The organism is Phocaeicola faecicola (genome assembly GCF_013618865.1).
GTDB lineage: Bacteria > Bacteroidota > Bacteroidia > Bacteroidales > Bacteroidaceae > Phocaeicola > Phocaeicola faecicola.
This window is the reverse complement of record NZ_JABSOE010000015.1, coordinates 18,093-42,872: the sequence shown is the minus strand read 5'-3', so window position 1 is coordinate 42,872 and position 24,780 is coordinate 18,093. Positions and strand designations below refer to the sequence as shown.

The 24,780-nt window shown below is 43.0% G+C and carries 20 protein-coding genes; 13 read left to right on the top strand and 7 right to left on the bottom strand.

Going from position 1 to position 24,780, the window contains the following annotated elements; translation table 11 throughout:
• The first annotated feature begins 56 nt into the window (after positions 1-56).
• Positions 57-2,222, top strand: a complete 2,166-nt coding sequence (locus H3001_RS06075) for a S46 family peptidase (protein WP_178244568.1) — start codon at positions 57-59, stop codon at positions 2,220-2,222.
• A 249-nt stretch (positions 2,223-2,471) separates the two neighbouring features.
• On the opposite strand, the gene H3001_RS06070 is transcribed toward H3001_RS06075, so the two are convergent.
• Together H3001_RS06070 and H3001_RS06065 are read right to left on the bottom strand one after the other, a co-directional pair.
• Complete coding sequence (locus H3001_RS06070; RefSeq protein WP_246368512.1) at positions 2,472-2,819, bottom strand: hypothetical protein; 348 nt, start codon at positions 2,817-2,819, stop codon at positions 2,472-2,474.
• Positions 2,820-2,828: 9 nt separating this feature from the next.
• Entirely contained in the window at positions 2,829-3,137 is a 309-nt protein-coding gene (locus H3001_RS06065; protein WP_178244569.1) for an FtsB family cell division protein, read from the bottom strand.
• 122 nt (positions 3,138-3,259) lie between these two features.
• Between H3001_RS06065 and H3001_RS06060 the strand changes: the two genes are divergently transcribed.
• The gene (locus tag H3001_RS06060; protein ID WP_181214394.1) at positions 3,260-5,167 is read left to right on the top strand and encodes a DNA polymerase III subunit gamma/tau; all 1,908 of its coding nucleotides are present in this window, start codon (positions 3,260-3,262) and stop codon (positions 5,165-5,167) included.
• A gap of 199 nt (positions 5,168-5,366) precedes the next feature.
• On the opposite strand, the gene queF is transcribed toward H3001_RS06060, so the two are convergent.
• Genes queF through H3001_RS06045 form a run of 3 tightly spaced genes read right to left on the bottom strand, consistent with a single transcriptional unit; the run spans position 5,367 to position 7,225 of the window.
• A complete protein-coding gene (queF, locus tag H3001_RS06055) occupies positions 5,367-5,822 on the bottom strand; it encodes a preQ(1) synthase (RefSeq protein WP_178244678.1) in 456 nt (151 codons plus the stop codon).
• A 42-nt stretch (positions 5,823-5,864) separates the two neighbouring features.
• Positions 5,865-6,536: a 7-cyano-7-deazaguanine synthase QueC gene (gene queC, locus H3001_RS06050; RefSeq protein WP_178244679.1), complete on the bottom strand. Its 672-nt coding sequence runs from the start codon at positions 6,534-6,536 to the stop codon at positions 5,865-5,867.
• A 2-nt stretch (positions 6,537-6,538) separates the two neighbouring features.
• The gene (locus H3001_RS06045; protein WP_178244680.1) at positions 6,539-7,225 is read right to left on the bottom strand and encodes a queuosine precursor transporter; all 687 of its coding nucleotides are present in this window, start codon (positions 7,223-7,225) and stop codon (positions 6,539-6,541) included.
• A gap of 162 nt (positions 7,226-7,387) precedes the next feature.
• On the opposite strand from H3001_RS06045, the gene corA reads away from it, so the two are divergent.
• Positions 7,388-8,428 carry a magnesium/cobalt transporter CorA gene (gene corA / locus H3001_RS06040; protein ID WP_178244681.1) on the top strand — a complete coding sequence of 347 codons (1,041 nt, stop codon included), beginning with the start codon at positions 7,388-7,390 and terminating at the stop codon, positions 8,426-8,428.
• A 104-nt stretch (positions 8,429-8,532) separates the two neighbouring features.
• Positions 8,533-9,177 (top strand): endonuclease III, encoded by a 645-nt coding sequence (gene nth, locus H3001_RS06035; RefSeq protein ID WP_178244682.1) that lies wholly within the window; start codon positions 8,533-8,535, stop codon positions 9,175-9,177.
• 183 nt (positions 9,178-9,360) lie between these two features.
• On the opposite strand, the gene H3001_RS06030 is transcribed toward nth, so the two are convergent.
• A complete protein-coding gene (locus H3001_RS06030) occupies positions 9,361-9,645 on the bottom strand; it encodes a winged helix-turn-helix domain-containing protein (protein WP_178244683.1) in 285 nt (94 codons plus the stop codon).
• On the bottom strand, positions 9,645-10,262 hold the full coding sequence (locus tag H3001_RS06025; RefSeq protein WP_178244684.1) for a hypothetical protein: 618 nt from the start codon (positions 10,260-10,262) through the stop codon (positions 9,645-9,647). The genes H3001_RS06030 and H3001_RS06025 overlap by 1 nt, the downstream gene beginning before the upstream one ends.
• Before the next feature lie 1,113 nt (positions 10,263-11,375).
• On the opposite strand from H3001_RS06025, the gene H3001_RS06020 reads away from it, so the two are divergent.
• From H3001_RS06020 to H3001_RS05980, 9 genes are all read left to right on the top strand, one after another.
• Positions 11,376-14,606 carry a SusC/RagA family TonB-linked outer membrane protein gene (locus H3001_RS06020; RefSeq protein ID WP_181214393.1) on the top strand — a complete coding sequence of 1,077 codons (3,231 nt, stop codon included), beginning with the start codon at positions 11,376-11,378 and terminating at the stop codon, positions 14,604-14,606.
• Between the two features lie 25 nt (positions 14,607-14,631).
• Entirely contained in the window at positions 14,632-16,236 is a 1,605-nt protein-coding gene (locus tag H3001_RS06015) for a RagB/SusD family nutrient uptake outer membrane protein (RefSeq protein WP_181214392.1), read from the top strand.
• 19 nt (positions 16,237-16,255) lie between these two features.
• The gene (locus H3001_RS06010) at positions 16,256-17,092 is read left to right on the top strand and encodes an endonuclease/exonuclease/phosphatase family protein (protein WP_181214391.1); all 837 of its coding nucleotides are present in this window, start codon (positions 16,256-16,258) and stop codon (positions 17,090-17,092) included.
• Positions 17,093-17,103: 11 nt separating this feature from the next.
• Positions 17,104-17,934: a hypothetical protein gene (locus H3001_RS06005; protein WP_181214390.1), complete on the top strand. Its 831-nt coding sequence runs from the start codon at positions 17,104-17,106 to the stop codon at positions 17,932-17,934.
• A gap of 408 nt (positions 17,935-18,342) precedes the next feature.
• Positions 18,343-19,281 carry a phosphatidylinositol-specific phospholipase C domain-containing protein gene (locus H3001_RS06000; RefSeq protein ID WP_181214389.1) on the top strand — a complete coding sequence of 313 codons (939 nt, stop codon included), beginning with the start codon at positions 18,343-18,345 and terminating at the stop codon, positions 19,279-19,281.
• Positions 19,282-19,375: 94 nt separating this feature from the next.
• Positions 19,376-19,903 carry an RNA polymerase sigma-70 factor gene (locus H3001_RS05995; protein WP_181214388.1) on the top strand — a complete coding sequence of 176 codons (528 nt, stop codon included), beginning with the start codon at positions 19,376-19,378 and terminating at the stop codon, positions 19,901-19,903.
• Between the two features lie 147 nt (positions 19,904-20,050).
• Entirely contained in the window at positions 20,051-21,007 is a 957-nt protein-coding gene (locus tag H3001_RS05990; protein WP_181214387.1) for a metallophosphoesterase, read from the top strand.
• Between the two features lie 2 nt (positions 21,008-21,009).
• Entirely contained in the window at positions 21,010-23,304 is a 2,295-nt protein-coding gene (locus tag H3001_RS05985; protein WP_181214386.1) for a beta-N-acetylhexosaminidase, read from the top strand.
• 24 nt (positions 23,305-23,328) lie between these two features.
• Entirely contained in the window at positions 23,329-24,774 is a 1,446-nt protein-coding gene (locus H3001_RS05980; RefSeq protein WP_181214385.1) for a PA14 domain-containing protein, read from the top strand.
• The last annotated feature ends 6 nt before the right edge of the window (positions 24,775-24,780 follow it).

The window sequence follows — 24,780 nt, the reverse complement described above, 5'->3', positions numbered from 1 at the left end:
TTGTCCTTTTTTCTGCCTGACTGGATTTGTAAATTAACCCCAATTTTATAAGATATATGAAAAAAACACTTCTTCTCTCACTCTTTGGATTATGTACGGCTATGGGCAGCTATGCCGACGAAGGCATGTGGATGCTGACCGACCTGAAGAAGCAGAATGCGGCTGTAATGCAGGACCTGGGACTGGACTTGAGCATCGACCAGGTGTATTCTCCCGACCACATCAGCCTGAAGGATGCGGTGGTGCACTTCGGAGGCGGATGTACCGGCGAGGTGATTTCTTCGGAAGGACTGGTGCTGACCAATCATCATTGCGGATATGGCTATATCCAGCAGCACAGTTCGGTGGAACACGACTATCTGACCGATGGTTTCTGGGCCATGGACCGCAGCCAGGAGCTTCCTTGCGAGGGACTGACTGTCACGTTTATCGACCGTATTCTGGACGTTACGGAATATGTGGAAGAGCAGTTGAAAAAGGATGAAGATCCGGAAGGACTGAACTATCTTTCTCCGAAATACCTGGAAGGGGTAGCCGAGCGCTTTGCGAAAAAGGAAAAAATCGCTACCGACGAGTTTACGGTGCTCGAACTGAAGCCTTTCTACGGAGCCAACAAGTATTATCTGTTTGTAAAGACTGTCTATAAGGACATCCGCATGGTAGGAGCTCCTCCTTCTTCCATCGGCAAATTCGGTGCAGATACCGACAACTGGATGTGGCCCCGTCACTGCGGCGACTTCTCTATCTTCCGTATCTATGCCAACGCCGAGGGCAAACCGGCACGGTACGATGCGACGAATGTGCCTCTGAAGGTCAAGAAACACCTGGCCATCAACCTGAAGGGTATCCAGGAAGGCGACTTTACTTTCGTCATGGGATTCCCGGGACGCAACTGGCGCTACATGATCAGCGACGAGGTGGAAGAACGGATGCAAACCACCAACTTCATGCGTGATACGGTCCGCGGCGTACGTCTGCGCGTACTGGGCGAGGAAATGGCAAGCAGTCCCAAGATCCGTATCCAGTATGCCGCCAAGTATGCCTCATCGGCCAATTACTGGAAAAATGCCATCGGCATGAACGAAGGACTGGTACGCCTGAAGGTACTCGACCGCAAGAAGAGAGAGCAGGAAGCCCTGCTGAATTTCGGACGTGAAATCGGCGACGACAGTTACCGTCAGGCCTTTGAGAGCATCCGTCAGATTGTGGCCAAGCGCCGTGATGCCGTATACCATCAGCAGGCTATCTATGAGGCACTGATGCTGGGTACGGAGTTCTCGAAGGTACCGGAAACCGACTCGCTGCAGCAGGCTCTCGACAGCAAGAACCGGAAGGAAATTCAGGCTGCTACTGCCAGTCTGCTGAAACGTGCCGACAAGTTCTTCAACAAAGACTACAATGCGGCAGTCGACCGCAAGGTTTCGAAGCAGCTGCTGGCACTGTATGCCCAGCTGATTCCGGTAGACCGGCGCATCAGTATCTTCGAAACCATCAAGAAGGAGTTCAACGGCAGTACCGATGCCTTCATCGATGCCTGCTTCGACCGCTCCATTTTCCGGAGCCGGGAGGCACTGGAGGCATTCCTGAAGAAACCGGATGCCATGCAGCTCAAGAACGACCTGATGGTGCGTTACGCACAGTCGGTGAAGGACGGTTACGAGGCTACGAGCGAGGCCATGAAGAGCGAGACGGATGCCTACAACCGTGCCCACAAGACCTGGGTGGCGGGAGTGCTGGCTTACAAGCAGCGGAACGGACAGCCGATTTATCCGGATGCCAACTCTACCCTGCGTCTGACATATGGCAAGATCGGTTCGTATGAACCGGCCGACGGCAAGGAGTATCTGTATTACACCACACTGAAAGGCGTGATGGAAAAAGAAGATCCGAACAATCCGGAGTTTGTGGTACCTGCCAAACTGAAAGAACTGTATGAGAAAAAGGATTTCGGTCCGTATGCCATGCCCGACGGCCGGATGCCGATCTGCTTTGCTACGGCTACCGACAATACGGGAGGTAACTCCGGCTCACCGGTCTTCAATGCACGGGGAGAACTGATCGGTACGGGCTTCGACCGCAATTACGAAGGACTGACGGGCGACATCGCCTACAACCCGCAGTTGCAGCGTGCAGCCGTCGTGGATATCCGCTATACGCTGTTCATCATCGACAAGTTTGCCGGCGCTGGTCACCTGCTGGAGGAAATGACCCTCATCAAATAAACGGCTGATTTGAAATAAAAGAACCGACAAGGGAGGATTTTTTCATTCTCCTTTGTCGGTTTTCATTTTTTTTAAAGAAAAGACTCCGACCTCCGTGCGGAGGTTGTAGAACCCTCGGACGGAAGTCGAAAAACCCTCGTATGCAGGTTGCACGACCTGCATACGAGGGTTTGATTATTAATCGACAGGCAACAGATTACCTGCAACGGGAGAAAGGAAAACCTTTCCTCGCACTGCGGCAACGGCCCGTTATTTCCGGTTCTTTTCGCGTTCCTCTTCCTGCGGGATGCGGAAGGCCGTGTACAACTGCAGGACAGCTGCCACACTCAGGCAGGCAATCCATTCGTTGCGGTGCCAAAGCAGCATCATGACACCGGCCACGATGAGCAAAGCCGCCCCGATCAGCTGCTGCCGGCGCAGGCGGCGGATGACGATGTTACGGCCTTCGTAACGGGACTTCACCTGCACATAGGCAAACAGTACCGCTCCAATCAAATAGACATAGGGCGCCCATACCAGACGGGTAATCTGGAGCACAGCCCCCAGCAACAGCAGGACACCTCCTGCCATATATACATAAGAATCGAGTTTCTTCATATAAAATCCTTAGTGTTCCAAATCTTCTTCAAAAATAAAAATATCCTCATCCGCCTTTTTCATCTTGTACTTCTCGCGGGCAATCTTTTCCAGTGCCTCGGGATTCGATGTCAGTTCCTTCAGCGCCCGGCTGTCCTCTTCATACTGACTGCGGTAACGCTCAATTTCCGTATTCAGTTCCCGTATCTCACGCCAGTGGGAAACCCGCCGGATCAGGCTGTTATCGTCGAGCACACCAATGATCAGCACGAACACCAGGATGGTGATCATGTATTTGTGGCGGCACACATAATTCCATATATACTTCAATCTGCTCATAAAACAAGGTATAACAGTTCACGCGACAAAGATATAAATTTTGAACGGGAGGCAGGTGTTGAAACCGATATTTTATGTACTTTTGTAGGTACGAACATTAAAATTATCATAAATACAACCATATGGAGAACTATATTGTATCGGCACGCAAATACCGTCCCGCCACTTTCGATACGGTGGTCGGACAACGCGCACTGACTACTACCCTTAAAAATGCCATTGCCAGCCAGAAACTGGCACACGCTTACCTGTTTTGCGGTCCGCGCGGAGTAGGTAAAACCACCTGTGCCCGTATCTTCGCCAAGACCATCAACTGTCTGAATCCCACGGCAGAAGGTGAGGCATGCAATGCGTGTGAGTCCTGTCAGGCGTTCAACGAGCAGCGGTCGTACAATATTCATGAGCTCGATGCGGCTTCCAACAACTCGGTGGAGGATATCCGTTCCCTCATCGAGCAGGTGCGCATCCCTCCCCAGATCGGAAAGTACAAGGTGTACATCATCGACGAGGTGCACATGCTGTCGCAGGCTGCCTTCAATGCCTTCCTGAAAACACTGGAGGAGCCGCCTCATCATGCCATCTTCATCCTGGCCACTACCGAGAAGCACAAGATTCTGCCTACCATCCTGAGCCGCTGCCAGATTTATGACTTCAGCCGTATCAACATTGCCGATATGGTGGAACACCTGGCCAATGTTGCCCGGAAGGAAGGCATCGAAGCCGAACCGGAGGCACTGAACGTCATCGCACAGAAGGCCGACGGAGGTATGCGAGATGCACTGTCCATCTTCGACCAGGTAGTAAGCTTCACCAACGGACACATTACCTACCAGAGCGTCATCGAAAACCTGAACGTGCTGGATTACGAATATTATTTCAAGCTCACCGACTACCTGCTGGAAAACCGGGTGACCGACTGTCTGCTGGTGTTCAATGACGTGCTGAAGAAGGGATTCGACGGCAGCCATTTCATCACCGGACTGACCTCTCACTTCCGTGACCTGCTGGTCAGCCGTGACCCGGAGACCCTGCAGTTGCTGGAAGTGGGAGCCTCCATCCGCGAGCGCTACCAGCAGCAGGCACAGAAATGCAGTCCGCAGTTCCTGTTCAAGGCCATGAAACTCTGCAACGACTGCGACCTGAACTACCGGCTGAGCAAGAACAAGCGATTATTGATTGAACTGACACTGATACAGGTTTCCCAACTGACACTGGAGGAGGACGGCCACAGTGAGGGGCGTGGCCCTAAGCAGCAGATTAAACCCGTCTTCAACCAGCAGGCAGCCACTGCCGGCGGAACCCAATACGTAATAGTGCCTACGGGACAAACGGGAGGTACTTCCCCGCAGGCTACGGCTACGGCCACTGCCGTACCGGCCGGAAATCCGGCCCCACAAGCCGCTCCGGCAGGAGCACAGGCTCCTGTCACCCAACGGCCGGCACAGACGGCTCCAACAGCTACGGCCACGGCAGGCAGCACCACTGCGACAGCTACGGCACGTACAGCCCCGCAGGCTGCTCCGGCAGGCGACAAGAAGATTCCGGTCATGAAAGCCGGCAGCATGGGATTCTCCATCCACAAGCCGCATACTCCTGAAAAGCAGGTAAAGGCTGCCGCTGCCGTCACTCCGAATCCGGCTGCCAGTCAGGCCGACTACGAAGACTATATCTTCAACGAGAAAGACCTGGACTACTACTGGAGGGAATTTGCGGCTCAGTTGCCGAAGGAAGAGGCTGCCAATGCGGCCCGCATGATGAACCTGCATCCGCATCTGCTGAACAACCAGACTACCTTTGAGGTAGCGGTAGACAATGAAATGGTGCAGCGCTACATGCAGCAGCTTGCTCCACAGATTACGGCACACCTGCGCAAGCAGCTCCACAACCGGAAGATTGAGATGACGGTACGGGTAAGCGAACAGAACGAGAACGTCAGGGCCTACAGTCACCTGGAGCGCTTCCAGATGATGAGCCAGAAGAATCCGTACCTGAAAAAACTGAAGGAGGAGTTCGACCTGGAGTTGTCCTGATTCCCCTTCGGGCTACTTTTGCCCATATACATTCATCACACTTTAATAAAATATCCGCCTGCGATTCCCTACGGGAAAAGCAAGCGGATACATTTTTTAAGTCTGTCTTTATTCTCTCTTATAACTTATCGTGCTTACACATCTCGTGTGTGACGGCTGCCCCTACGCTTCTGCCACATGGACAGGCGATACACATCCGTTAGAGGTCATGATTCCGCATCCGGTACTCGGCCAGTTCCTCGTATTTCGTACCGGGACGACCGTAGTTGCAGTACGGATAAATGGATATTCCTCCACGCGGAGTAAAGATTCCCGTCACTTCGATGTATTTCGGATCCATCAACCGGATCAGGTCCTTCATGATGATGTTCACACAGTCCTCGTGAAAGTCACCGTGGTTGCGGAAACTGAACAGATACAGTTTCAGACTCTTGCTTTCCACCATCTTCACATCCGGCAAATAGCTGATACGGATTTCCGCAAAATCCGGCTGTCCGGTAATCGGACACAGACTGGTAAACTCCGGGCAGTTGAAACGTACCCAATAATCATTCTCCGGATGCTTGTTGACAAAAGCCTCGAGCACCTCGGGTGCATAATCCTGCTTGTAGGCGGTGGTCTTACCCAGCACCGTCAATTCATCTTCTCTTTTCATACTTCCTACACTTCACATTAATCAAAAGTCAGTCCGGCACGGTTAGCGGCGTTCGGACTGTGATTTTTCGTTCAAATACTTCTCCAGTCCCTCACGGCGCAACTTACAGGCCGGACAGTGTCCGCAGCCGTCTCCTACAATTCCGTTGTAGCAGGTAAGGGTCTCGTAACGGACGATATCGAGCACACCCAGTTCATCGGCCAGGGCCCAGGTCTGTGCCTTGTCAATCCACATCAGCGGAGTATGGATCACAAACTGCTCGTCCATGGCCAGGTTCAGTGTCACGTTCAGCGACTTGATGAAGGCGTCACGGCAGTCGGGATATCCGCTGAAGTCGGTCTGCGAGACTCCCGTCACCATGTGGCTGATGCCTCTTTCACGGGCATACACGGCAGCAATGCTCAAAAAGAACAGATTGCGTCCGGGCACAAAGGTGTTAGGGAAACTTCCTTCGGGCTTCTCTTCGTCCATCCGGATAGAGGTATCCGTCAGGGAGTTCTTTCCCAGATGACCGATAAAGGATACATCCATTACGTCGAACGACACTCCGGCCTTGCGGGCCAGTTCACGGGCCAGTTCCACTTCCTTCACGTGCTTCTGTCCGTAAATAAAACTCAATGCATATACTTCCTTGAAATGCTTCTTTGCCCAATAAAGGCAGGTGGTAGAATCCTGACCACCACTGAAGACAACCAGTACTTTTCCGTTATCCATGATCAGATATCTTTAATTTTCAATACATTGTAAGAGATGTGCTCGTCGTAGACGTCGCTGTCGTCCACTTTCTTGATGTAGTTCACCACCCGGATGGTTACCGGCAGGATAATCACTTCATAGGCGGTTTTCAATACCACCTGTACCAGCATCAGCTTGGCCAGTTCCGTCAGCGGCATCAGTCCCCCGAAAGCCAGCGGGAAGAAAATCAGTGAATCGGCGCTCTCGCCTGCCACAGTAGAAAGAATGGCACGCGCCGAGAAGTTACGCCCCTGAGAAGCCACTTTCATACGGCTCATGACATAGGCGTTGATGAAAGAGCCCACCAGGAAGGCGGTCAGACTGGCCACTGCAATACGGGGAGCCATACCGAAGACGAAATTAAATCCTTCTTCTCCCTCCCAGAACGAAGCAGCCGGCAAGGCTACGGCAATCTGTCCCAGGGCTACCACCATGAAATTCATGAGGAATCCCATCCAGATAATCAGACGTGCCTTACGGAAGCCCCAGACTTCGGCAATACAGTCATTGATAATGTAAGAAATCGGAAAAACAATAAGTCCGGCAGTTACGGTAATCAGACCCATCTGGACAACTTTGGTTTCTAAAAGATTGGCTGCAACCAGGCAGACACAAAACACAATACCCAAAACCATAAAGGGTACTGATACGAGATTTTCTTTTTTCATCGCTCCTGTTTTTTACGTGGTGTTCTAGAATACACGGCCGTTATTCACGGCATCGCATGTGAACGTTCTCTTTTTTGTTAATCGGCTGCAAAGGTAAGAAGGATTTGCGGAATCTGCAAGATTTTTATAATTTTGTAGAAACAGGAAGATACAACGACCGCTATGACAAAGAACAATCTGCTGAGTGAGAAGCTCACTTATACGGGACATAATTCCACCCCTACCCACCTGCATCTGTACAGTTACGAAAGTACGGGGGTGGTTACGGCTCACGGTGAAGACATGGAGAGTCTGATTCCGTCATTGAGGCAGGATGCCATCAACTGGATTCAGATACACGGACTGCAGAATGCAGAGGTGATCCAGAAAGTCTGTGAATATTTTCAGATTGACTTTCTGACGACACAGGACATCCTGAACTCCAATCACCTGACCAAGATTGAGGAGCATGAAGCGTATAACGTAGTGATTCTGAAGCGGCTTCTTCCGAAAAAAGAGGGAGAATATGTGCCTCAGCAGCTGTGTGTCATCCAGGGAGAGAATTTTGTGCTGACTTTCGTAGAGAAGGAGACTGATTTTTTCGATGATATCCATGCCGCACTGCAGAAAAACATTCTCAAAATCCGTAACAGGCAGTCCGACTATCTGCTCAGTGTGATTCTGAACAGTGCCATGGCCAGTTTCATGTCCATCATCTCGCAGATGGAGGATGAACTGGAGGACCTGGAAGAGCATTTTTTGTCACCCAACCCGGACAAGCAGCCCGGCATTGAGGACATCCAGCTCTTCCGCCGGAATTACCGGCTGATCAAGAAGAGTATTTTTCCGCTGAAAGAGCAGATCAACAAGCTGTTTCATGCCGAGAACAAACTGCTTCATAAGGCCAACCGTCCTTTCTTCAACGACGTGAACGACCACCTGCAGTTTGTGTTGCAGACACTGGAGGGGTGCCGGGACATGCTTTCGGCCCTGGTCGACCTCTACCTGTCGAACAACGACCAACGGATGAACGGCATCATGAAACAACTCACCATTGTTTCTACCATCTTCATCCCCTTGACCTTCCTGGCCGGTATCTGGGGAATGAACTTCCAGTGGATGCCGGAACTGAGCTGGAGATACGGTTATTTCTTTGCCTGGGGACTGATGATTGTCGCTGCCGTATCGGTATTTATTTATCTGAAATACAAGAAATGGAATTGATCCCGGAAATCTGAGACAATGGGAGTCCAGCAGACGGGTCTGAATAAAAGGCTGGAAAAGCAAAGTTGAACAGCCAATGATTGCATGATTTAACACAACAGATTATGAGAAAGAAAGAACTATACGAACAGGTCATCGCTTACTTTAAGGAAGCCATGCCTGTAGCTGAGACCGAACTGTATTACAGCAATCCTTTTGAACTGCTGGTAGCGGTCATATTAAGTGCCCAGTGCACGGACAAACGGGTCAACATGATTACCCCTCCGCTGTTCCGCGACTTCCCGACACCGGAAGCCATGGCAGCCAGTACTCCGGAAATTATCTTCGAATACATCAAGAGTGTAAGTTACCCGAACAACAAGTCCAAACACCTGGTGGGAATGGCACAGATGCTGGTCCGTGATTTCCACAGTGAAGTACCGTCAACTCTGGAAGAACTGGTTAAACTGCCGGGAGTGGGACGCAAAACGGCCAATGTGATTCAGAGTGTCGTCTTCAACAAGGCCACTATGGCTGTAGATACGCATGTGTTCCGTGTGAGCCACCGCATCGGACTGGTTCCCCAAAGCTGTACTACCCCGCTGGCTACGGAAAAGCATCTGATGAAGTATCTTCCCGAAGCCATTGTTCCGCAAGCGCACCACTGGCTCATCCTACACGGACGCTATGTCTGTACGGCCCGGAACCCCAAGTGTGAGACGTGCGGACTGAACGGCCTTTGCAAGGCATCCCTGAAAGCACGCCCTTAAGTATTAAATATCATATGAATAATACATTGAAAGTCGGTTAATACATTGAAAGTCGGTTGAATCATATAACGATATATAAACCTGCGAATTATATAACAATATATAAGCCTGGGAATCCTATAATCATAATAATATATAAGCCTGCATTTCATGGACTGCTTGCCACGAAATGCAGGCTTTTTGTTACAGTTTCAGGTAAGTCTTCAACGTTTCGATATATTCCTCAAAAGCCTGTTTCCCCTCTTCTGTCATCCTGCAGGAGGTACGGGTCTTCTTCCCTATAAACTCCTTGTTTACCTGAATGTATCCGGCACTGCTCAATTTCTCCAACTGTACACTTATATTACCCGAAGTAGCCTGAGTCTGTTCCTTCAGATAATTGAAGTCAACCTCATCAACCGACAAAAGAATGGTCATAATCGCCAGTCTGAGCTGTGAATGGATAATCGGATTAAGTTCTTTAAGCATTATCGTACAGATTTGTGTTGATTATTAAGTATATGTCCCGGAATTACCATCATAATCAGGAATGAGAATCCGAACCATAAATGCCATGTAACGGCAATTTTGCCCTCAGTCACCAGTGCGGCAAGCATGTAAATCGCCAGCACGAAAGCCGGTATCGGAGAATAAATCAGCCATTGAGATTTTGTGATTACTCCCGTAATAGAAATGCCAATCCCTGCATATAGCAAGCTCAGGGGAAGCATCAGACCGAAATTGATTACTCCGATCCAGACTCCGGTCAGTAAAATAGCCACTACAGAAAGTGCAAACAAGGAACCTACCACCGTCCATGTATTGTCGACAGCCTTATCCATGTAAGTGATTACCGAGGGCTTGTGCCGGCTGTTTTTCAATTTAAGCAATATGCCGGGCACAAACATCAGGAACCAGCCGGTTGCCCATAATGAATTCCCCGTTTTCAAAACCAGTAAATAGACTACCAGAGCAATCAGTATGGCAGGATAGCCATAATACAACAAGACATTCCCGTTACCCACCTTCATGTTGTCCTTGGTCTGCTGAATCATCTGGGCAATCAGTTCCAGACTTTCCTTTTCTGAAAAATTTGTCTCTTTCATAATTTAATCCTTTAAATTGGTTTATTTTATAAACTAAAAACAGATAAATAAAAGCAGGAAAGCGCGCTTCTTCCTGCTTTCTTCCACAAAGATAAATAAGTTTATTTTATAAACCAAATATATTGAAGTCTTTTTGAGGAAAAGAGAAAAATAAAAGGCAATAAATCCTAATGTAGAAAATAGTCTGAATACAATTTTGACCCGCAAAAATATATCTAAAATTCTTTTTATTATTTTTCACACTAGGGTAGTACCGATTTTAGGGAATATACATTATATACAACCTTGAAACATCAAATTTCCTCATAACAACAATCAGGAAAAATAATTTTAAGGTTCATTAGTTCTTTGGAAAGCCTGTCAGCAATTACATGCATAATCTACTCGCACAAAAGGTATCAAGTATGGCATTTTCATTATTACAGATGAATTAGCAGAATTGACTGTTATAAAAAATGATACATTAAACTCAATTTCCAAAATCTAACGATCTGAAAGCTGGTAACCGACACATCGCCGAATTACAATTTATTGTCCTTAAAGCGAGATTCCTGTTGGGAATTATCAACCGAATATCAGATATATACAGATTACAAATCTGTCATTTTTCAGCAGAATATTGCTTTATTTCAATATCATACATACTTTTTATGTACACGATTCTTCATGTCAACAATTTGTTATAGGCATTATCCTAAAGGTGTATTAAGTAAGTATTTTGAGCCGGCAATTCAATTGCCGATTCCATTGTTTCACTAAAAAACTTTTAATCTCTCCAACATCCAGTATTTAGAATGATCCCCAATCCGACCAGTGCCTCCCTGAAAAACAGGGAGCAATCAGCACAGGACTTACATCCTTACAAAAGAGGATAAGTGTAATTGCCACAATTGAAACTAGCCTTAACCAATCAGTTTTACAACTCATTTTGCGCAAGAGCAAAATATCAGAAAACTGACAAGCTTTATTTCAACTAATTGAATAAGTCATCTATTATTTACTTTGTATAAGACAGAAGTGAATAATGATATGACTTAACTACCCTATTTATTTGGTTTTAAGTTATGAGACCTTATGTAATCTAATATCAATGAATTTGCAAACTTATTTCATATGAAGAAAAACATGTGTACTGTAAGCATGCTTTATAAAGGAAGTATGTTCTTATCGGTCCTACTTTGTCTTGAACCTGTAAAAGCAGAAAACAACTTCAACATAAAAGACAAAGTTCCTTCAGAAATCATCAGTGAGTTTTTACAATCTGAACATATCATTACAGGTATTGTAAAAGATGAAAACGGACTAGGTATACCTGGTGTAAATATTATGGCCAAAGGTACAACTACAGGTACAATCACGGATATAAACGGCCATTACTCCTTGCAAATACCTAAAAATTCAATACTTATATTTACCTATATAGGCTATCGATCACAAGAAGTGAAAGTCACCACTCAAAAGGTTGTGGATATTACTCTGAAAGAAGATACAGAAGCTATCGATGAAGTTGTAGTAATAGGATATGGAAGTACTAGAAAACAGGACTTGTCTACAGCAGTTGCCACAGTGAAAGTTGACCAGGCATTGAAAAGCCGTCCTTCAAATATGGCATCTTTATTACAGGGACAAATGCCGGGAGTAACAGTAACCTCGAACGGAGGAGACCCATTGTCGGAAACTACCCTGTCTATCCGAGGAAGAGGATCCCGAGGCACAGACAGTGACCCGTCTAGCGGTGATGCTGTATTATATGTGGTAGACGGAGTGCCGGGAGCTCCTTTCAATATGGAAGACGTAGAATCTATCACAGTATTGAAAGATGCTGCCTCTGCAGCAATTTATGGAGCAAGTGTGGGTTCTGGAGGTGTAGTCGTGGTTACAACCAAACAAGCTGCGACAGGAAAAATAAAGATAAACTTTAATATCTCCAAGAGTTACAAAAAAGCATGGAAACTCCCCTCAACACTTACATCCGAACAATACAATCAAATATGGAAAGATGCAACCTCACTGTATGGAGGACAATTACCTGTTGTTGCAAATCCTGAAAAGTTTCCTTATGGAAATATCACACGCACCAATTGGATGGATGAAATTTTCAGAACAGGAAGTCTGGAACATTATGCACTTTCCTTGTCGGGAGGCAGTGAAACAATCAAAGGTATTGCATCATTCTCTTATGACAAAGATGATGGAATACTGAGAAATACTTATAGCCGCAAATTTGGCGCAAAAATAGGTATTGATTTCCAAGTTACCCAATGGCTAAAAATTGGAGAACATGTAACTTATCAATATACCAATGGACAAGGTGATGTGTTATCAGGACATCAAGGAGTACTGAGCTGTGCAGTGTTCTTTCCTCGATCCGCCTCAGTATATGATTATGACAAAAACGGACAACTAGTTCACGACAGTTTTGGTACTCCCGCATATCACGGAACAGTTCCCACCTGGGCTGCCGAAGAGGGTATCAGCGGATACGGAGAAGTCCGTAATCCTGTAGCAACTTTAATGCGATTGGACCAAAACCGTCCTTCATCGAAAATTTACTCAACTACTTCCGTTGAAATCAATCCCATTACCCAACTGACACTCAGATCAGACTTTACAGCAGGACTATTGGCAGACCGCTTTGAAGAATTCATTCACAAAGTTCCAGAAGTAGGACGTCCATCCGATAAAAATGAAAGAAATATAGCCCGTATATGGGATACAAACTGGATATGGGAAACCACCGCAACCTATGCACAATTATTCGGGCAACACCATCTCAGTCTGATGGGAGGATATACGATGAAATATGAAAAATATCGGTATGACAAAGTCTTTACATCTGGATATGCCTTGGAAAACGAGCACTCACACATTTTTGGGCAAGCCGGAAACTGGAGTGATACAAAACCAGAAGAAGATATATGGGAAGAATCTATGATTTCCATGTTTGCTCGTGCCGGATATTCATTCGCCGACCGCTATTTCTTTACGGGAAGCATACGAAGAGATGCAACTTCCAAACTCTGGAAAGATAATAACTCAGGAATTTTTCCCGCAATATCTGCTTCCTGGAAAATATCTTCCGAACCTTTCTTTGAACAACTTCATCCATATATCAATTTATTTAAGCTCCGTGCCAGTTGGGGACAGGTAGGTAATGTAGCAATGGTACCACGCTATTCATGGAATGTCCCCATGGGAGAGTTGAAATATCCAGTCATCTATGGCAAAGAGTTGTCTCAGATTGTACAAGATGGTGTATACGCAAAAACCATTGGCACAAAAGACTTAAGATGGGAGACCACTGAGCAATATGGAATAGGATTGGACTTAGGACTATTTGATAACTCCCTCAATATTACAGTAGATTATTTTCATAAAACGACAAAAGATCTGATTGAACGTGTCCCTATTCCATCAGTCGCAGGTATTGATACAAACTCAGAGCCTTATGGAAACATCGGAAAAGTATTAAACAGAGGATGGGAATTGGGAGCTAATTATACCCGGAGCATTGGAAAGGTTACATTCGGAATACACGGTAACATCTCAACCGTTCATAATGAGGTGCTGGATTTGGGAAGCAGAGAGTTCATGATGCATACGACAAATGTCAATAGCCTGTATCCATTACGCTCTGCTGTAGGACAACCCTGGTATTCTTATCATGTATTAAAAACTGAAGGTATTTTTCAAAATGAAGAAGAAATAAAAAAGTTTAAATGGACCGACCCTAAGACAGGAATAACCAAACTTGTACAACCCAACGCCAAGCCTGGTGACTTTAAATATGTTGATTTTAACAATGACGGACAGATTAACGATGATGATAAGCAGTACATGGGAAGCTATCTGCCCAAAATCACTTTTGGTTTTGGAGGAAACCTGAACTGGAACGGTCTTGACTTTAGCTTTCTGTTCCAGGGAGTAGGTAAAGTTACATTATTCAATGGATTTAAACAAATGGGTCTGACAGGAAGAATGCAGCAGCATAATATGTTATCAGAAATCTTACACGCATGGGATTACGATAAGTCATCCGGGATTCCCCGTTTGGCACTTACAGACGATTCGAATGGAAACTTTACCAATGTATCGGATTTCTATCTTGAAAACGGAAGCTATCTACGCCTGAAAAATATCACAGTAGGTTATACGTTACCTCCCAATATCATGCGTACACTGGGGTTGCCACGAAGCACATTACGCTTTTATGTTAGTGGAGAAAATCTATGCACGATGACCGACTATACAGGTTTTGATCCGGAAGTCGGAAACTATGGTCTGGACGGCGGTGTATACCCTGTAGCCCGCTCGTTTAGTTTAGGAGTGAATTTCAATTTTTAATTAATTGCCTTACACATAAAAAATTATGAAATTACATATTTACAAAGGGATATGCTCCTTTTTTCTGCTTGCTGTATCTTTAAGCAGTTGTCAGGACTTTTTAGAATTTGAGCCTTATGGTCTAGAAGGTTCAGTAAACTTCTGGAAAACAGAGAATGATGTCCAGAAAGCATTGAATGCTTTTCATGAATTCACTTACAAGGAAGGAGTTACCGGACGAGGACTGATGTGGTTTGAAAACTGCAGTGATAATATTGTAACCGGAAGACCTCAGGCAGAAGCCGACCAAATTAAAAATTTTCAAATGTCGGCAGGCAACGGACGAGATGCCAAGGAAACCTGGCCTGCCATGTTCCAATTGAATGCAAAAGCTAATGATGTTTTACGCAACGTCCCGGGAATGGCTATTTCGGAAGAAATGAAAAACAAAGCAATAGGACAGGCCCATTTCTACCGTGCATTTGCCTATTTGTGGTTAGCTCCATTTTATGGCGACAACGGTCCTAATGGAGGTATCCCCATTATCACAGAAAATACCCCGACTGCCGAATTAGATCAGCCTCGCCCTTCTTCTGTCTTGGCTAACTATGACATGATAATACAAGACATGGAAGAAGCAGGTAATTTGTTACCCTATTTTTCTCAGTTGCCTTCTGAAGATTACGGACGTCCGCACAAAGCTGCAGCCTGGGCTTTTGCCGCCAGAGCAGCCTTGTATGCAGCACAATATGACGCTAAATATTACAATACAGTCATAGACTATTGTGACAGAATCATTAATCTGACAGGAGAAGATAAAAGAGGTCTTTATCCGGACTTCTCACGCCTCTTCCGTCAAGAAAACAACTTCTGTGAAGAATATGTGTTCTCTCTGCTGGGAAATGCTATTGAAGGTCCCAAATTTCATGGGATGTCGTTCCAAAACGGTGGTTGGGGACTATATAATACATGGGGGTATTTCCAGCCGACACTAGAACTGTATAAGGCATATGAAAAAGGAGACGTAAGACGTGATGCTACCATTTTATATCCAGGAAATCATATTACTTTTGTCGGAGAAGACATCCATTTCGGCGTAAACCCCTCAGGAATCTCCAGTACTTCAGGTATGACATTCCGAAAATTCATATCCTCCTGGGAATCAAGAAACAGTATCGGAAATACAGTAAACCCCAACAGCAACAACTCCAGCAACGTACTGGGTATGGTATTAATCCGTTATGCCGATGTACTACTAATGAAAGCAGAAGCTTTAATTTGGAGCCAGGGAGAAGGCAACACTGAAGCCAAAGCGTTATTAAACAGGATACGTAAGCGTGCAGGACTTCCGGAAAACAGTCAGGCAACCAAAGCACAGCTCAAAAATGAGCGACGTTGCGAACTGGCATTTGAATTTCAGCCCAGCCGTCACATTGATCTGGTAAGGTGGGGAGATGCCCAGCAGGCATATTCAAAACCTTTACATGGGATAAAGGTTACATTAAGAACTGATGGAACAGGAATCGACCATATTGATGAAATTGAAATTTGGGCATCCCGTACATTCAATCCAAAGGTCCATCATGTATTTCCCATCCCTTCTACAGAAATCAGCCGTAGTAAGAATCTCACACAAAATAAAGGTTATTAATATTTAATAAAGATATCTTATGAAAATAAAAAACTGGATAAATTATTTGATTTTATGCAGCCTGTGTTTCATACCTAAACTACAAGTTTTTTCACAGACTGAACTGACCGTAATAACTTTCAACATAAAATCATTTGAAGGAGACACCGAACAAGGAACATTTGATGTAACTCCTTATGCAGAGCATTTACGTCCTCATAATGCTGATTTCATCATGCTCAACGAAGTGGAAAACCGCAGTTCACGCATGATGATAAACGGCAAATACAGAGATGTGGTTCAAGAATTGGCAAATCAACTGAATATGTTTGCCATTTTCGGCTATTCTTATAATTTAAGCAACAAGGATGGTAAACAGCCTGAAGAAAACTATACATATTGTGAAAATGAGCTATACGGAAATGCAATATTAAGCAAGTATCCGATTCTTTCTTCCAATGTCATACGGCTCCCTCGCCCATCCGGTTCTGCAGACCAGCGCGGAGTATTGACCGCAGACATATTATTGCCCTCACAAACAGTAATAAGGGTTGCAGTTACTCACCTGGATCATATTGCAGGACAAAAAATTCAATCTGATGTATTGATTTCAGATAAGGTACTAGACGAATCTATGCCGGTTCTGTTAGCAGGAGACATGAATCAGGATGTATATGATGATGCAATCCAAAATCTGACAACCAGATACGAACGTCTAGACAATGACAACGGAACCTATGGCGTTTCTAAACTGGACTATATTTTGGGAACAAAAGAAAAATGGGAAAGAATCTCCTGTGAGGTCTTGAGCAATTATTATAAGGGAATGTATCTTTCCGATCATAACCCAGTTAAATCGATTATAAGACTAAAATAAAACAAAGAAGTATGGAAAAAATATATATAAAATTATTGCTGACAGGGCTAGGCTTGATATTTATCTTGGGTTCTTGCATTCAGGAAGAATGGGGAGTAGGAAACATTACTCGTCCAGAAGGAGCCGGAAGAGGTGAATGGAATAAGAACAAGACCATAGAAGTATTTTTCATTACGGAGCTGAGCAATAGCTCAGTTTCTGAATACGATGCAATCATTTCTTTCTTTCAAAAAAAGGATAAAGCATGTTCGCTAGGTGTCGTAGACCGGTTGGACGGGAATTACGCTCTTGCATCTTCCAGCAGCCCAGAACAATTCGGACCTACCAAAGTTGCCTTTGAAACAACGCGTTTTTCTAGTTTTGCTTTTAATAGATTTAATGGAAGTTCGATGGAAGGAAGTTCCATTCTCTTTAATCACAAATTAAATTCAGAACGGAGTTTTAAAGTAACAGATGATTGTTTTATTAAATTTATCAATATTCAGGCAAAGTCAATGACAGACACCCCCATAAATATATTGGTACCCTTCAGCACCGTTCGTTTTGAGTCAAAATCCCAAATAGCATCGGCTGCAGCTGGTGCTTTGAAAACTTTGACAGGAATTTCCTATGAAGCTCTCATTATCGGCACTGTGAAAACAGATTTATTTACAGAACTGCAAGCTGTAACTAACCAGATAAAAGGGTATTCTTTAGTTGAAGCAACGAAAGGTCAGGAATCAGCATACACCTTATTTGTTCTTGGACCAACATCCTGGGTACTGAGAGAAATGACCCAAGAATCCGTCAGCAATAATCTGAATGCCTATTGTCTGAAAATAGAGTCAAGCGTAAACCTTTAAGCAAATAAAATATTAAAACTGCTCAAAAGTAAATTCTACTGCACTTTGTCTGTTTTTTTTACAAACTCTCAAAGTGCAGATTTTCTATTTAAAATACCCCATCTGCATCATAACACCAACAATACAAGAATCATCAATATATATTATTTTACCATAATAGCAGGCACAGTAATAAGTACAGTAAATAAAACAAGACAAAACTTCAAATTAAAATATTATTATCTCAGCAGAATCTGACGCACATTACCAATAATCCATAAACAGCTCAATACACATGAATAAATACCGATAATCTATATTCTGACTTAAAATTAATTCTTTTTTTTATTTTTTTTCTATTCTCAACTAGGGGTTTTACTCATTTAAGGAACATAATATATATAACCTTAAAAAACATCAATAAAACTTATGAAGAAATTAGTCCATTGTTTGGCACTTTTCATATTTTCATTGTTGTCCGGATGCAGCTCTTACGAAAAGTGGGATTCAACAAGCTGGATGCAACATATAAAAGATACAATGCCTATTTATAAATTGTCCATACCTGCAACTCATGATAGCGGGGCCGTATTGGGAGGAGAATTCTTGCAAACACAAGATTCATCAATCAAAGAACAATTAGAAAAAGGTATACGAGGATTTGACATTCGCTTACAAGCCATCAATGAAGATTTAGGAATTTATCACGCCACTCAGTTCCAGCACATCACTTGGAAAAAAGATGTACTCCCTATGTTCATATCTTTTCTAAACAATCATCCTTCTGAAATGCTGATTGTTTCATTAAAATGCGAAGGAGGTAATAGAGCTGAATACAGTTCACTTCTATCTGAAAGTCTAACAAACCCAATATTAAAAGATAAATTTATTTGGGAATTTTCTCCTAGCCTGACACTAAAAGACTGCAGAGGAAAAATTCTGTTCTTGCATCGGGACAGAATAATGGAAAACTATCCCGGCGTCATGTGTCTTAACTGGGGAGACAATACTACCTGTGACATAATATTGCGGGGCAGCAATCAGAAAGAAGTCGTGGCATCAGTGGAAGACGAATATCAATATGCCTCCATATCTGAAGCGAATTATAAGAGCATGACCACTATTCGGAATATTCAAAAGTCATCAGAAGAACCTGTTGATTCTCACAAATGGTTCATCAGTTTTGCCAGTGCTACAGCCCTGCCTAAAGATGGTCCAAAAGCTTTTGCTGATAAAATCAACCCAACTATATATGAATTCCTAGCCAAAAGCCCGAAAAATCGGGGAATCATCATGATCGATTTCTCAGCCTCTCCATCCGGAGAGAAGATTATCCAACAAGTAATCAGTTCTAATTTTCTTCATTAGCAACGAAATGTGACAACCATCTAAACTAGCTATAAAATGAAGAAAGACCATTTTTTCATGTGCATAATCGAATAAAAATAAGGAAAATAAAGACATGCATCTGGATGAGTTCAATAAGAATTACACCTTATATTATAAGCGAGGGATTTTGTTTGCCCAGTCTTTTTTACATGATTCAGACTTGGCTGCCGATATTGCATCCGAATCCATGATTATATTATGGGAATATCTGTCTGAACACAAAGAAATAGAGGCTCCTATTCCTTTCTTATTTTCTACTATCCGCCATAAAATTCTTCACTACTTCCGTCATGAATATATTAAGCAGGAAGTACATCAAAGCCTTGAAACAGAAGGCAGTAATGAAATACAATTTCAGATAAACAGTTTGGAGTCTTATGATCCACATAATTTATATTCAAAAGACCTCCAAAAACTGATTAAAGCTTCTCTCTTACGTCTGAATGGGCAGACTTACAAAGTTTTTATGCTCAGTCGATTCCAGGCTAAAAGTAATAAAGAAATTGCAGAAATGATGAATTTATCCATTAAAGGGGTAGAATATCATATAAGTAAAGCCTTAAAACAATTAAGAGCAGATTTACACGATTACCTAAAATAAGACATCTTCATACTAGGGTAAAGTCTTCATAAAGGAATTCTTATTATGTAACCTTATATGAGAGAGTTCATAAATCATATACAGTATTCTCATAACCACGTTACACCTCTCCAAAATATAAATTATTAAAGACTCAACACATTTATTATGAAAGCACTTTGGTTATCCTTATTCGGAATGCTGACATTATCAGCTTGTACCAACTCAACAAACAATAAAAGAGATGTTACTGTAGCAGTGTTAGGTGATCTTCATTTTGACTTGCCCCCCGAAACCGACCAATATTATCATGTCCGTGCACTTAATAATCTGGAAGAAAAATTCTGCATTCCCCAAGATTCCATCAATGGTATTGTCACAGGAACTGTCAACCACCTTCATGGTGTAATTATTGCAGGAGACATGTTTGACAAGCCTTTTTCAGAAATACACGATTTATATCATCAAAGATATACCCTCGGCAAAGGGGATAAACAGATTCATTATCCAGTATTTCCCGGATACGGAAATCATGATATTAATCCAATATCTCAAGACTCAATTGAGAATCTACGTGGAAGAGAATCCAACCTGCACTTGCTCGACTCGATATTACTACAAAAATTTCAACAAGGGGAAGTTTTAAACTTACATAAAGAAAGCAGGAGTTATTCCTGGAACGTAGAAGACGTGCATTTCATCCAAGCACATCGCTATTCAGGAGATGATGAATATGGAGAAGCGAACTGGGAATGGTTAGAAGAAGATTTAAAAAAGTATGCATCAAAAGGCAATCCAGTGGTATATATACAACATTATGGATTTGATAATTGGGCTTTACAATGGTGGCCAGAATCTGCCAGAAAAAAGTTATTTGATATTCTGGAGCAATACAATCTGGCAGCATTTTTAGTAGGACATACTCATGAAGCCAGCCTTCAAACGTATCGTGGACATACCATTTATCAAGTGAACAATGCCTGGCTTGATGAGGATGGAAACGGTTCGTTTGCTGTTGTCAGAATTAAGAATGACACAATAGCTATTGCTACTTGCCGCTGGACTGATGGCAATGGCAATTATGAAATAGTTGGACCTTTTTATACCAAAATACTAAACAAATAATTATGAAAAAACTGGTTCTTTTGTTTACCATCTTATTTTGTTGGGGATGTTCACCTTCCACTGATAATATAGGAGACTTATCAATAATCCCATATCCTAATGAGATTGAGGTAAAATCAAATCAATTCCTAACCCTCGGGAATGAGGTATCAATCAGTATGGACACCCCCTTCCCTGCATCAAAAAAGATATTACAATACTTTTCAGATAGACTAAAAGAACATCACTTTAAACTTGCACAGAGCAATTCAGGGAAAATAGATTTTCGGTTTATCGTCGATTCCAGTTTTCCTGATGAAGCATACGGACTAACAATTGGCACTGAAGGGATAATCCTTAGTGCCAATGAAGAAGGGGCAGGTTTTTTTTATGGCATACAATCTCTACTACAAATGTTCCCAACAAAAAACAGTGGGAATGTACTGCTTCCATGTCTTCAAATAAAAGATGTGCCAAGATTTCCTTACCGAGGGGCTATGATAGACGTTGCACGCAACTTCCAGTCAAAAGAAACGGTATTAAAATTCATCGACTTAATGTCCGTATATAAAATGAACCACCTACATTTGCATCTAACCGATGACCAAGGCTGGCGTATTGAAATCAAAAAATACCCCAAATTAACGGATATAGGCTCTACACGAACGAGAACCATGGTAGGACATTCCGACTATTACTTTCCACGCCGCTTTGACAGTATCCCCCAAAAAGGATTTTACACCCAAGAGGATATCAAAGAAATTGTGCGCTATGCTCAGGAACGCTTCATCACTATCATTCCTGAAATAGAAATGCCGGGACATTCGTCTGCAGCATTAGCTGCATACCCACAATATTCATGTGGCCTTGGTAAAAATTACGTTGTACGTGATTACATGGACATCTTCGACGAAGTTTACTGTCCTCATGAAGGTACTATTCAGTTTCTCCAGGATATATTATCTGAAATTATGGAATTATTTCCTTCCCAATATATTCACATAGGAGGAGATGAGTGCCCTAAAAAAGCATGGAAAGCATGCTCCAAATGTCAGGCACTCATAAAGAAAGAAAGGCTAAAAGATGAACACGAACTACAAAGCTGGTTTATTCATAGAATAGAAAAATTTGTAAACAGTAAAGGTAGAAACATCATAGGATGGGATGAAATTCTGGAAGGAGGACTGGCACCTAATGCCACTGTCATGTCGTGGCGTGGAGAAAAAGGAGGCATTACTGCTGCTCAAATGAAACATAATGTTATAATGACCCCAGGGGACTATTGTTACATTGATCATTATCAAGAAGATCCGGAGTTTGCTCCACTTGCAATAGGAAGTTTCCTCCCGTTGGATAGTGTATATGCATACAATCCCCTGCCCGATATATTAAATGAGGAGCAACAAAAATATATCATAGGAACTCAAGCCAACCTGTGGGGAGAATATGTACAAACTTCAAATTACCTGGAATATATGGCATTTCCACGTTTGCTGGCCATGGCAGAAGTACAGTGGACAGAAACTAAAAACAAGAATATCGGAGATTTTCTAATACGTCTCAAAAAGAACTTTGCATGGCTTGATAATAAAGGTATAAATGCCTGCCGCAACTTTTATGAAGTTTCCTTCCATGGCATATGGAATAAAGCAAAATCAAGTCAAGAAATCACATTAAAGACATTATGTCCTGGTGGAGAAATACGGTATGCAATCAATGATTCTACAGAAAGTCAGTTTCAGACATATACATCTCCATTACTTTTAAACAAAGAAACAGAAATTTTCGCAGCCGTCTATTTAAACAATAAACGAATGGGAAACATTACCCACAAACGTTTCACCGTAAATAAAGCTACGGGATGTGACTATACTTGTACGCCGAAAGCCGGATGGGGACACATTCATAATGGATATGGACTTACAGATGGCTTGAGAGGATACACAAAGGACATGAGGCAGTGGATCTGTTTTCACGAAGACACTCTACAAATAGATATAACACTACACCCAAAAGATACTATCAGACAAGTAAAATTAGCATCTTTATGGCGACCCTGGAATAAAATATGGCCAGCACGTCAAGTGCAAGTGTGTGTATCCCAAGATGGACTTACCTATTATACCGTGGCTCAAAGTCAGCCAACCTATGATTTCACTCGAACAGAAGCAACACGCTTTCCGGTATCCCTCAATTTCAAAGAGACAACAGCTAAATTTTTACGTCTCATGATTTTAGGGGGAGGGAACTGCCCAAAAGGGTATTATAAAGAAGGTACTCCCAGCGAATTAGCATTAGACGAAATAGAAATTTATTAAACAAATAAACACTTTTAAAAGAACATGAAAAGAAACCTATTACTTATAGTAGTTTTCCTGCTACAAACTGTAGCTATAACTGCACAACATCAATTTTATTTTAAAAATGGTTCCTTTAAAGTAATACAATTCACGGATATCCATTGGGACCCCAAATCACCAGGATGTAAAGAAAGTGAACAAACACTTAAAACCGTATTACAAATCGAAAAACCAGAACTGGCCGTACTGACTGGAGATATTGTAACGGCTGATCCCGCCATTGAAGGCTGGAAATCTATCATTCAGATTTTTGAAGAACTTCAGATGCCTTTTACAGTAACAATGGGCAATCATGATGCTGAATACCTGAGTAAAAAAGACATTTATGGATTACTTGTCCAGTCGCCTTATTTTGTCGGATCGCAAGGCCCCAACAACATCAAGGGATTAGGAAATCATACAATTCCTATTTATGGCTCACAAGCTAAAGAAAAAATTGCATCAGTCTTATATTGTATTGACTCAAACGATTATCCTGAAGCAGATGAACTAGGACACTATGATTGGATTCATTTCAGTCAAATAGAGTGGTATCGCTCTCAAAGCAAAACTTTTACAGAGGAAAACGGTGGAAAAGCGGTACCTGCACTGGCTTTTTTCCATATAGCCTTACCTGAATTCCGGAATTTAGTAGGAAAAGAATCTACTTGGGGAAAATGTGAAGAAGGTGATGTCTGCTCATCGGATATAAATAGCGGCATGTTCGCTTCTTTCATTGAATGTCAAGATGTCATGGGTGTCTTCGTCGGCCATGACCATGACAATGATTTCTTAGGACAGGAAAAAGGCATAGTACTTGGATATGGTCGTGTAACAGGAAAAGACGCTTACGGACGTTTTATTCGGGGAGGACGAGTCATAAAACTTTATGAAAACACACGCCGGTTTGATACCTGGATTACGACCCCTAAAGGTAAGGAGTTTACCTATTATTACCCTTCCGGTATCACATCTATTGATGAAGCAGGAGAATTTCTTCCTGCACAAAAGGTAAAGCCTACACAGCATGGAGTTGCATATGCCTACTATGAAGGAAAATTTAAAAAAACGTCAGATATGTATACCGGTACAAAGATTAAAGAAGGAATATTACCTAATCTTACAATATCTGAAGCTCCTGCAAAAGACCATTTTGGTTATGATTTTCATACATATCTCAAAATTCCAGAAAAAGGGGTTTACTATTTTTACGTATATTCCGATGACGGGTCCAGATTATTCATTGACGGCAAAGAAGTGGTTGACAATGATGGGTCGCATAACCTAAAATGCGTTGGAGGAAAAGTTGGACTTGAAGCCGGTTTTCACGAACTCAAACTATTATATTTTGAAAACTATATGGGAGAATCTCTGAAGGTCAGAATGGTTAGTAGATCGGATGACAAATTAATCCCAGACGATATGCTATACCTTCCACCCTTTAAATAATATTTA

Bases quoted from the DNA above. Each gene is read 5' to 3' on its own strand.
- H3001_RS06075 (WP_178244568.1), top strand. From the start codon at position 57: ATGAAAAAAACACTTCTTCTCTCACTCTTTGGATTATGTACGGCTATG.
- H3001_RS06070 (WP_246368512.1), bottom strand. From the start codon at position 2,819: ATGAAGAAACTCGATTCTTATGTATATATGGCAGGAGGTGTCCTGCTG.
- H3001_RS06065 (WP_178244569.1), bottom strand. From the start codon at position 3,137: ATGAGCAGATTGAAGTATATATGGAATTATGTGTGCCGCCACAAATAC.
- H3001_RS06060 (WP_181214394.1), top strand. From the start codon at position 3,260: ATGGAGAACTATATTGTATCGGCACGCAAATACCGTCCCGCCACTTTC.
- queF (WP_178244678.1), bottom strand. From the start codon at position 5,822: ATGAAAAGAGAAGATGAATTGACGGTGCTGGGTAAGACCACCGCCTAC.
- queC (WP_178244679.1), bottom strand. From the start codon at position 6,536: ATGGATAACGGAAAAGTACTGGTTGTCTTCAGTGGTGGTCAGGATTCT.
- H3001_RS06045 (WP_178244680.1), bottom strand. From the start codon at position 7,225: ATGAAAAAAGAAAATCTCGTATCAGTACCCTTTATGGTTTTGGGTATT.
- corA (WP_178244681.1), top strand. From the start codon at position 7,388: ATGACAAAGAACAATCTGCTGAGTGAGAAGCTCACTTATACGGGACAT.
- nth (WP_178244682.1), top strand. From the start codon at position 8,533: ATGAGAAAGAAAGAACTATACGAACAGGTCATCGCTTACTTTAAGGAA.
- H3001_RS06030 (WP_178244683.1), bottom strand. From the start codon at position 9,645: ATGCTTAAAGAACTTAATCCGATTATCCATTCACAGCTCAGACTGGCG.
- H3001_RS06025 (WP_178244684.1), bottom strand. From the start codon at position 10,262: ATGAAAGAGACAAATTTTTCAGAAAAGGAAAGTCTGGAACTGATTGCC.
- H3001_RS06020 (WP_181214393.1), top strand. From the start codon at position 11,376: ATGAAGAAAAACATGTGTACTGTAAGCATGCTTTATAAAGGAAGTATG.
- H3001_RS06015 (WP_181214392.1), top strand. From the start codon at position 14,632: ATGAAATTACATATTTACAAAGGGATATGCTCCTTTTTTCTGCTTGCT.
- H3001_RS06010 (WP_181214391.1), top strand. From the start codon at position 16,256: ATGAAAATAAAAAACTGGATAAATTATTTGATTTTATGCAGCCTGTGT.
- H3001_RS06005 (WP_181214390.1), top strand. From the start codon at position 17,104: ATGGAAAAAATATATATAAAATTATTGCTGACAGGGCTAGGCTTGATA.
- H3001_RS06000 (WP_181214389.1), top strand. From the start codon at position 18,343: ATGAAGAAATTAGTCCATTGTTTGGCACTTTTCATATTTTCATTGTTG.
- H3001_RS05995 (WP_181214388.1), top strand. From the start codon at position 19,376: ATGCATCTGGATGAGTTCAATAAGAATTACACCTTATATTATAAGCGA.
- H3001_RS05990 (WP_181214387.1), top strand. From the start codon at position 20,051: ATGAAAGCACTTTGGTTATCCTTATTCGGAATGCTGACATTATCAGCT.
- H3001_RS05985 (WP_181214386.1), top strand. From the start codon at position 21,010: ATGAAAAAACTGGTTCTTTTGTTTACCATCTTATTTTGTTGGGGATGT.
- H3001_RS05980 (WP_181214385.1), top strand. From the start codon at position 23,329: ATGAAAAGAAACCTATTACTTATAGTAGTTTTCCTGCTACAAACTGTA.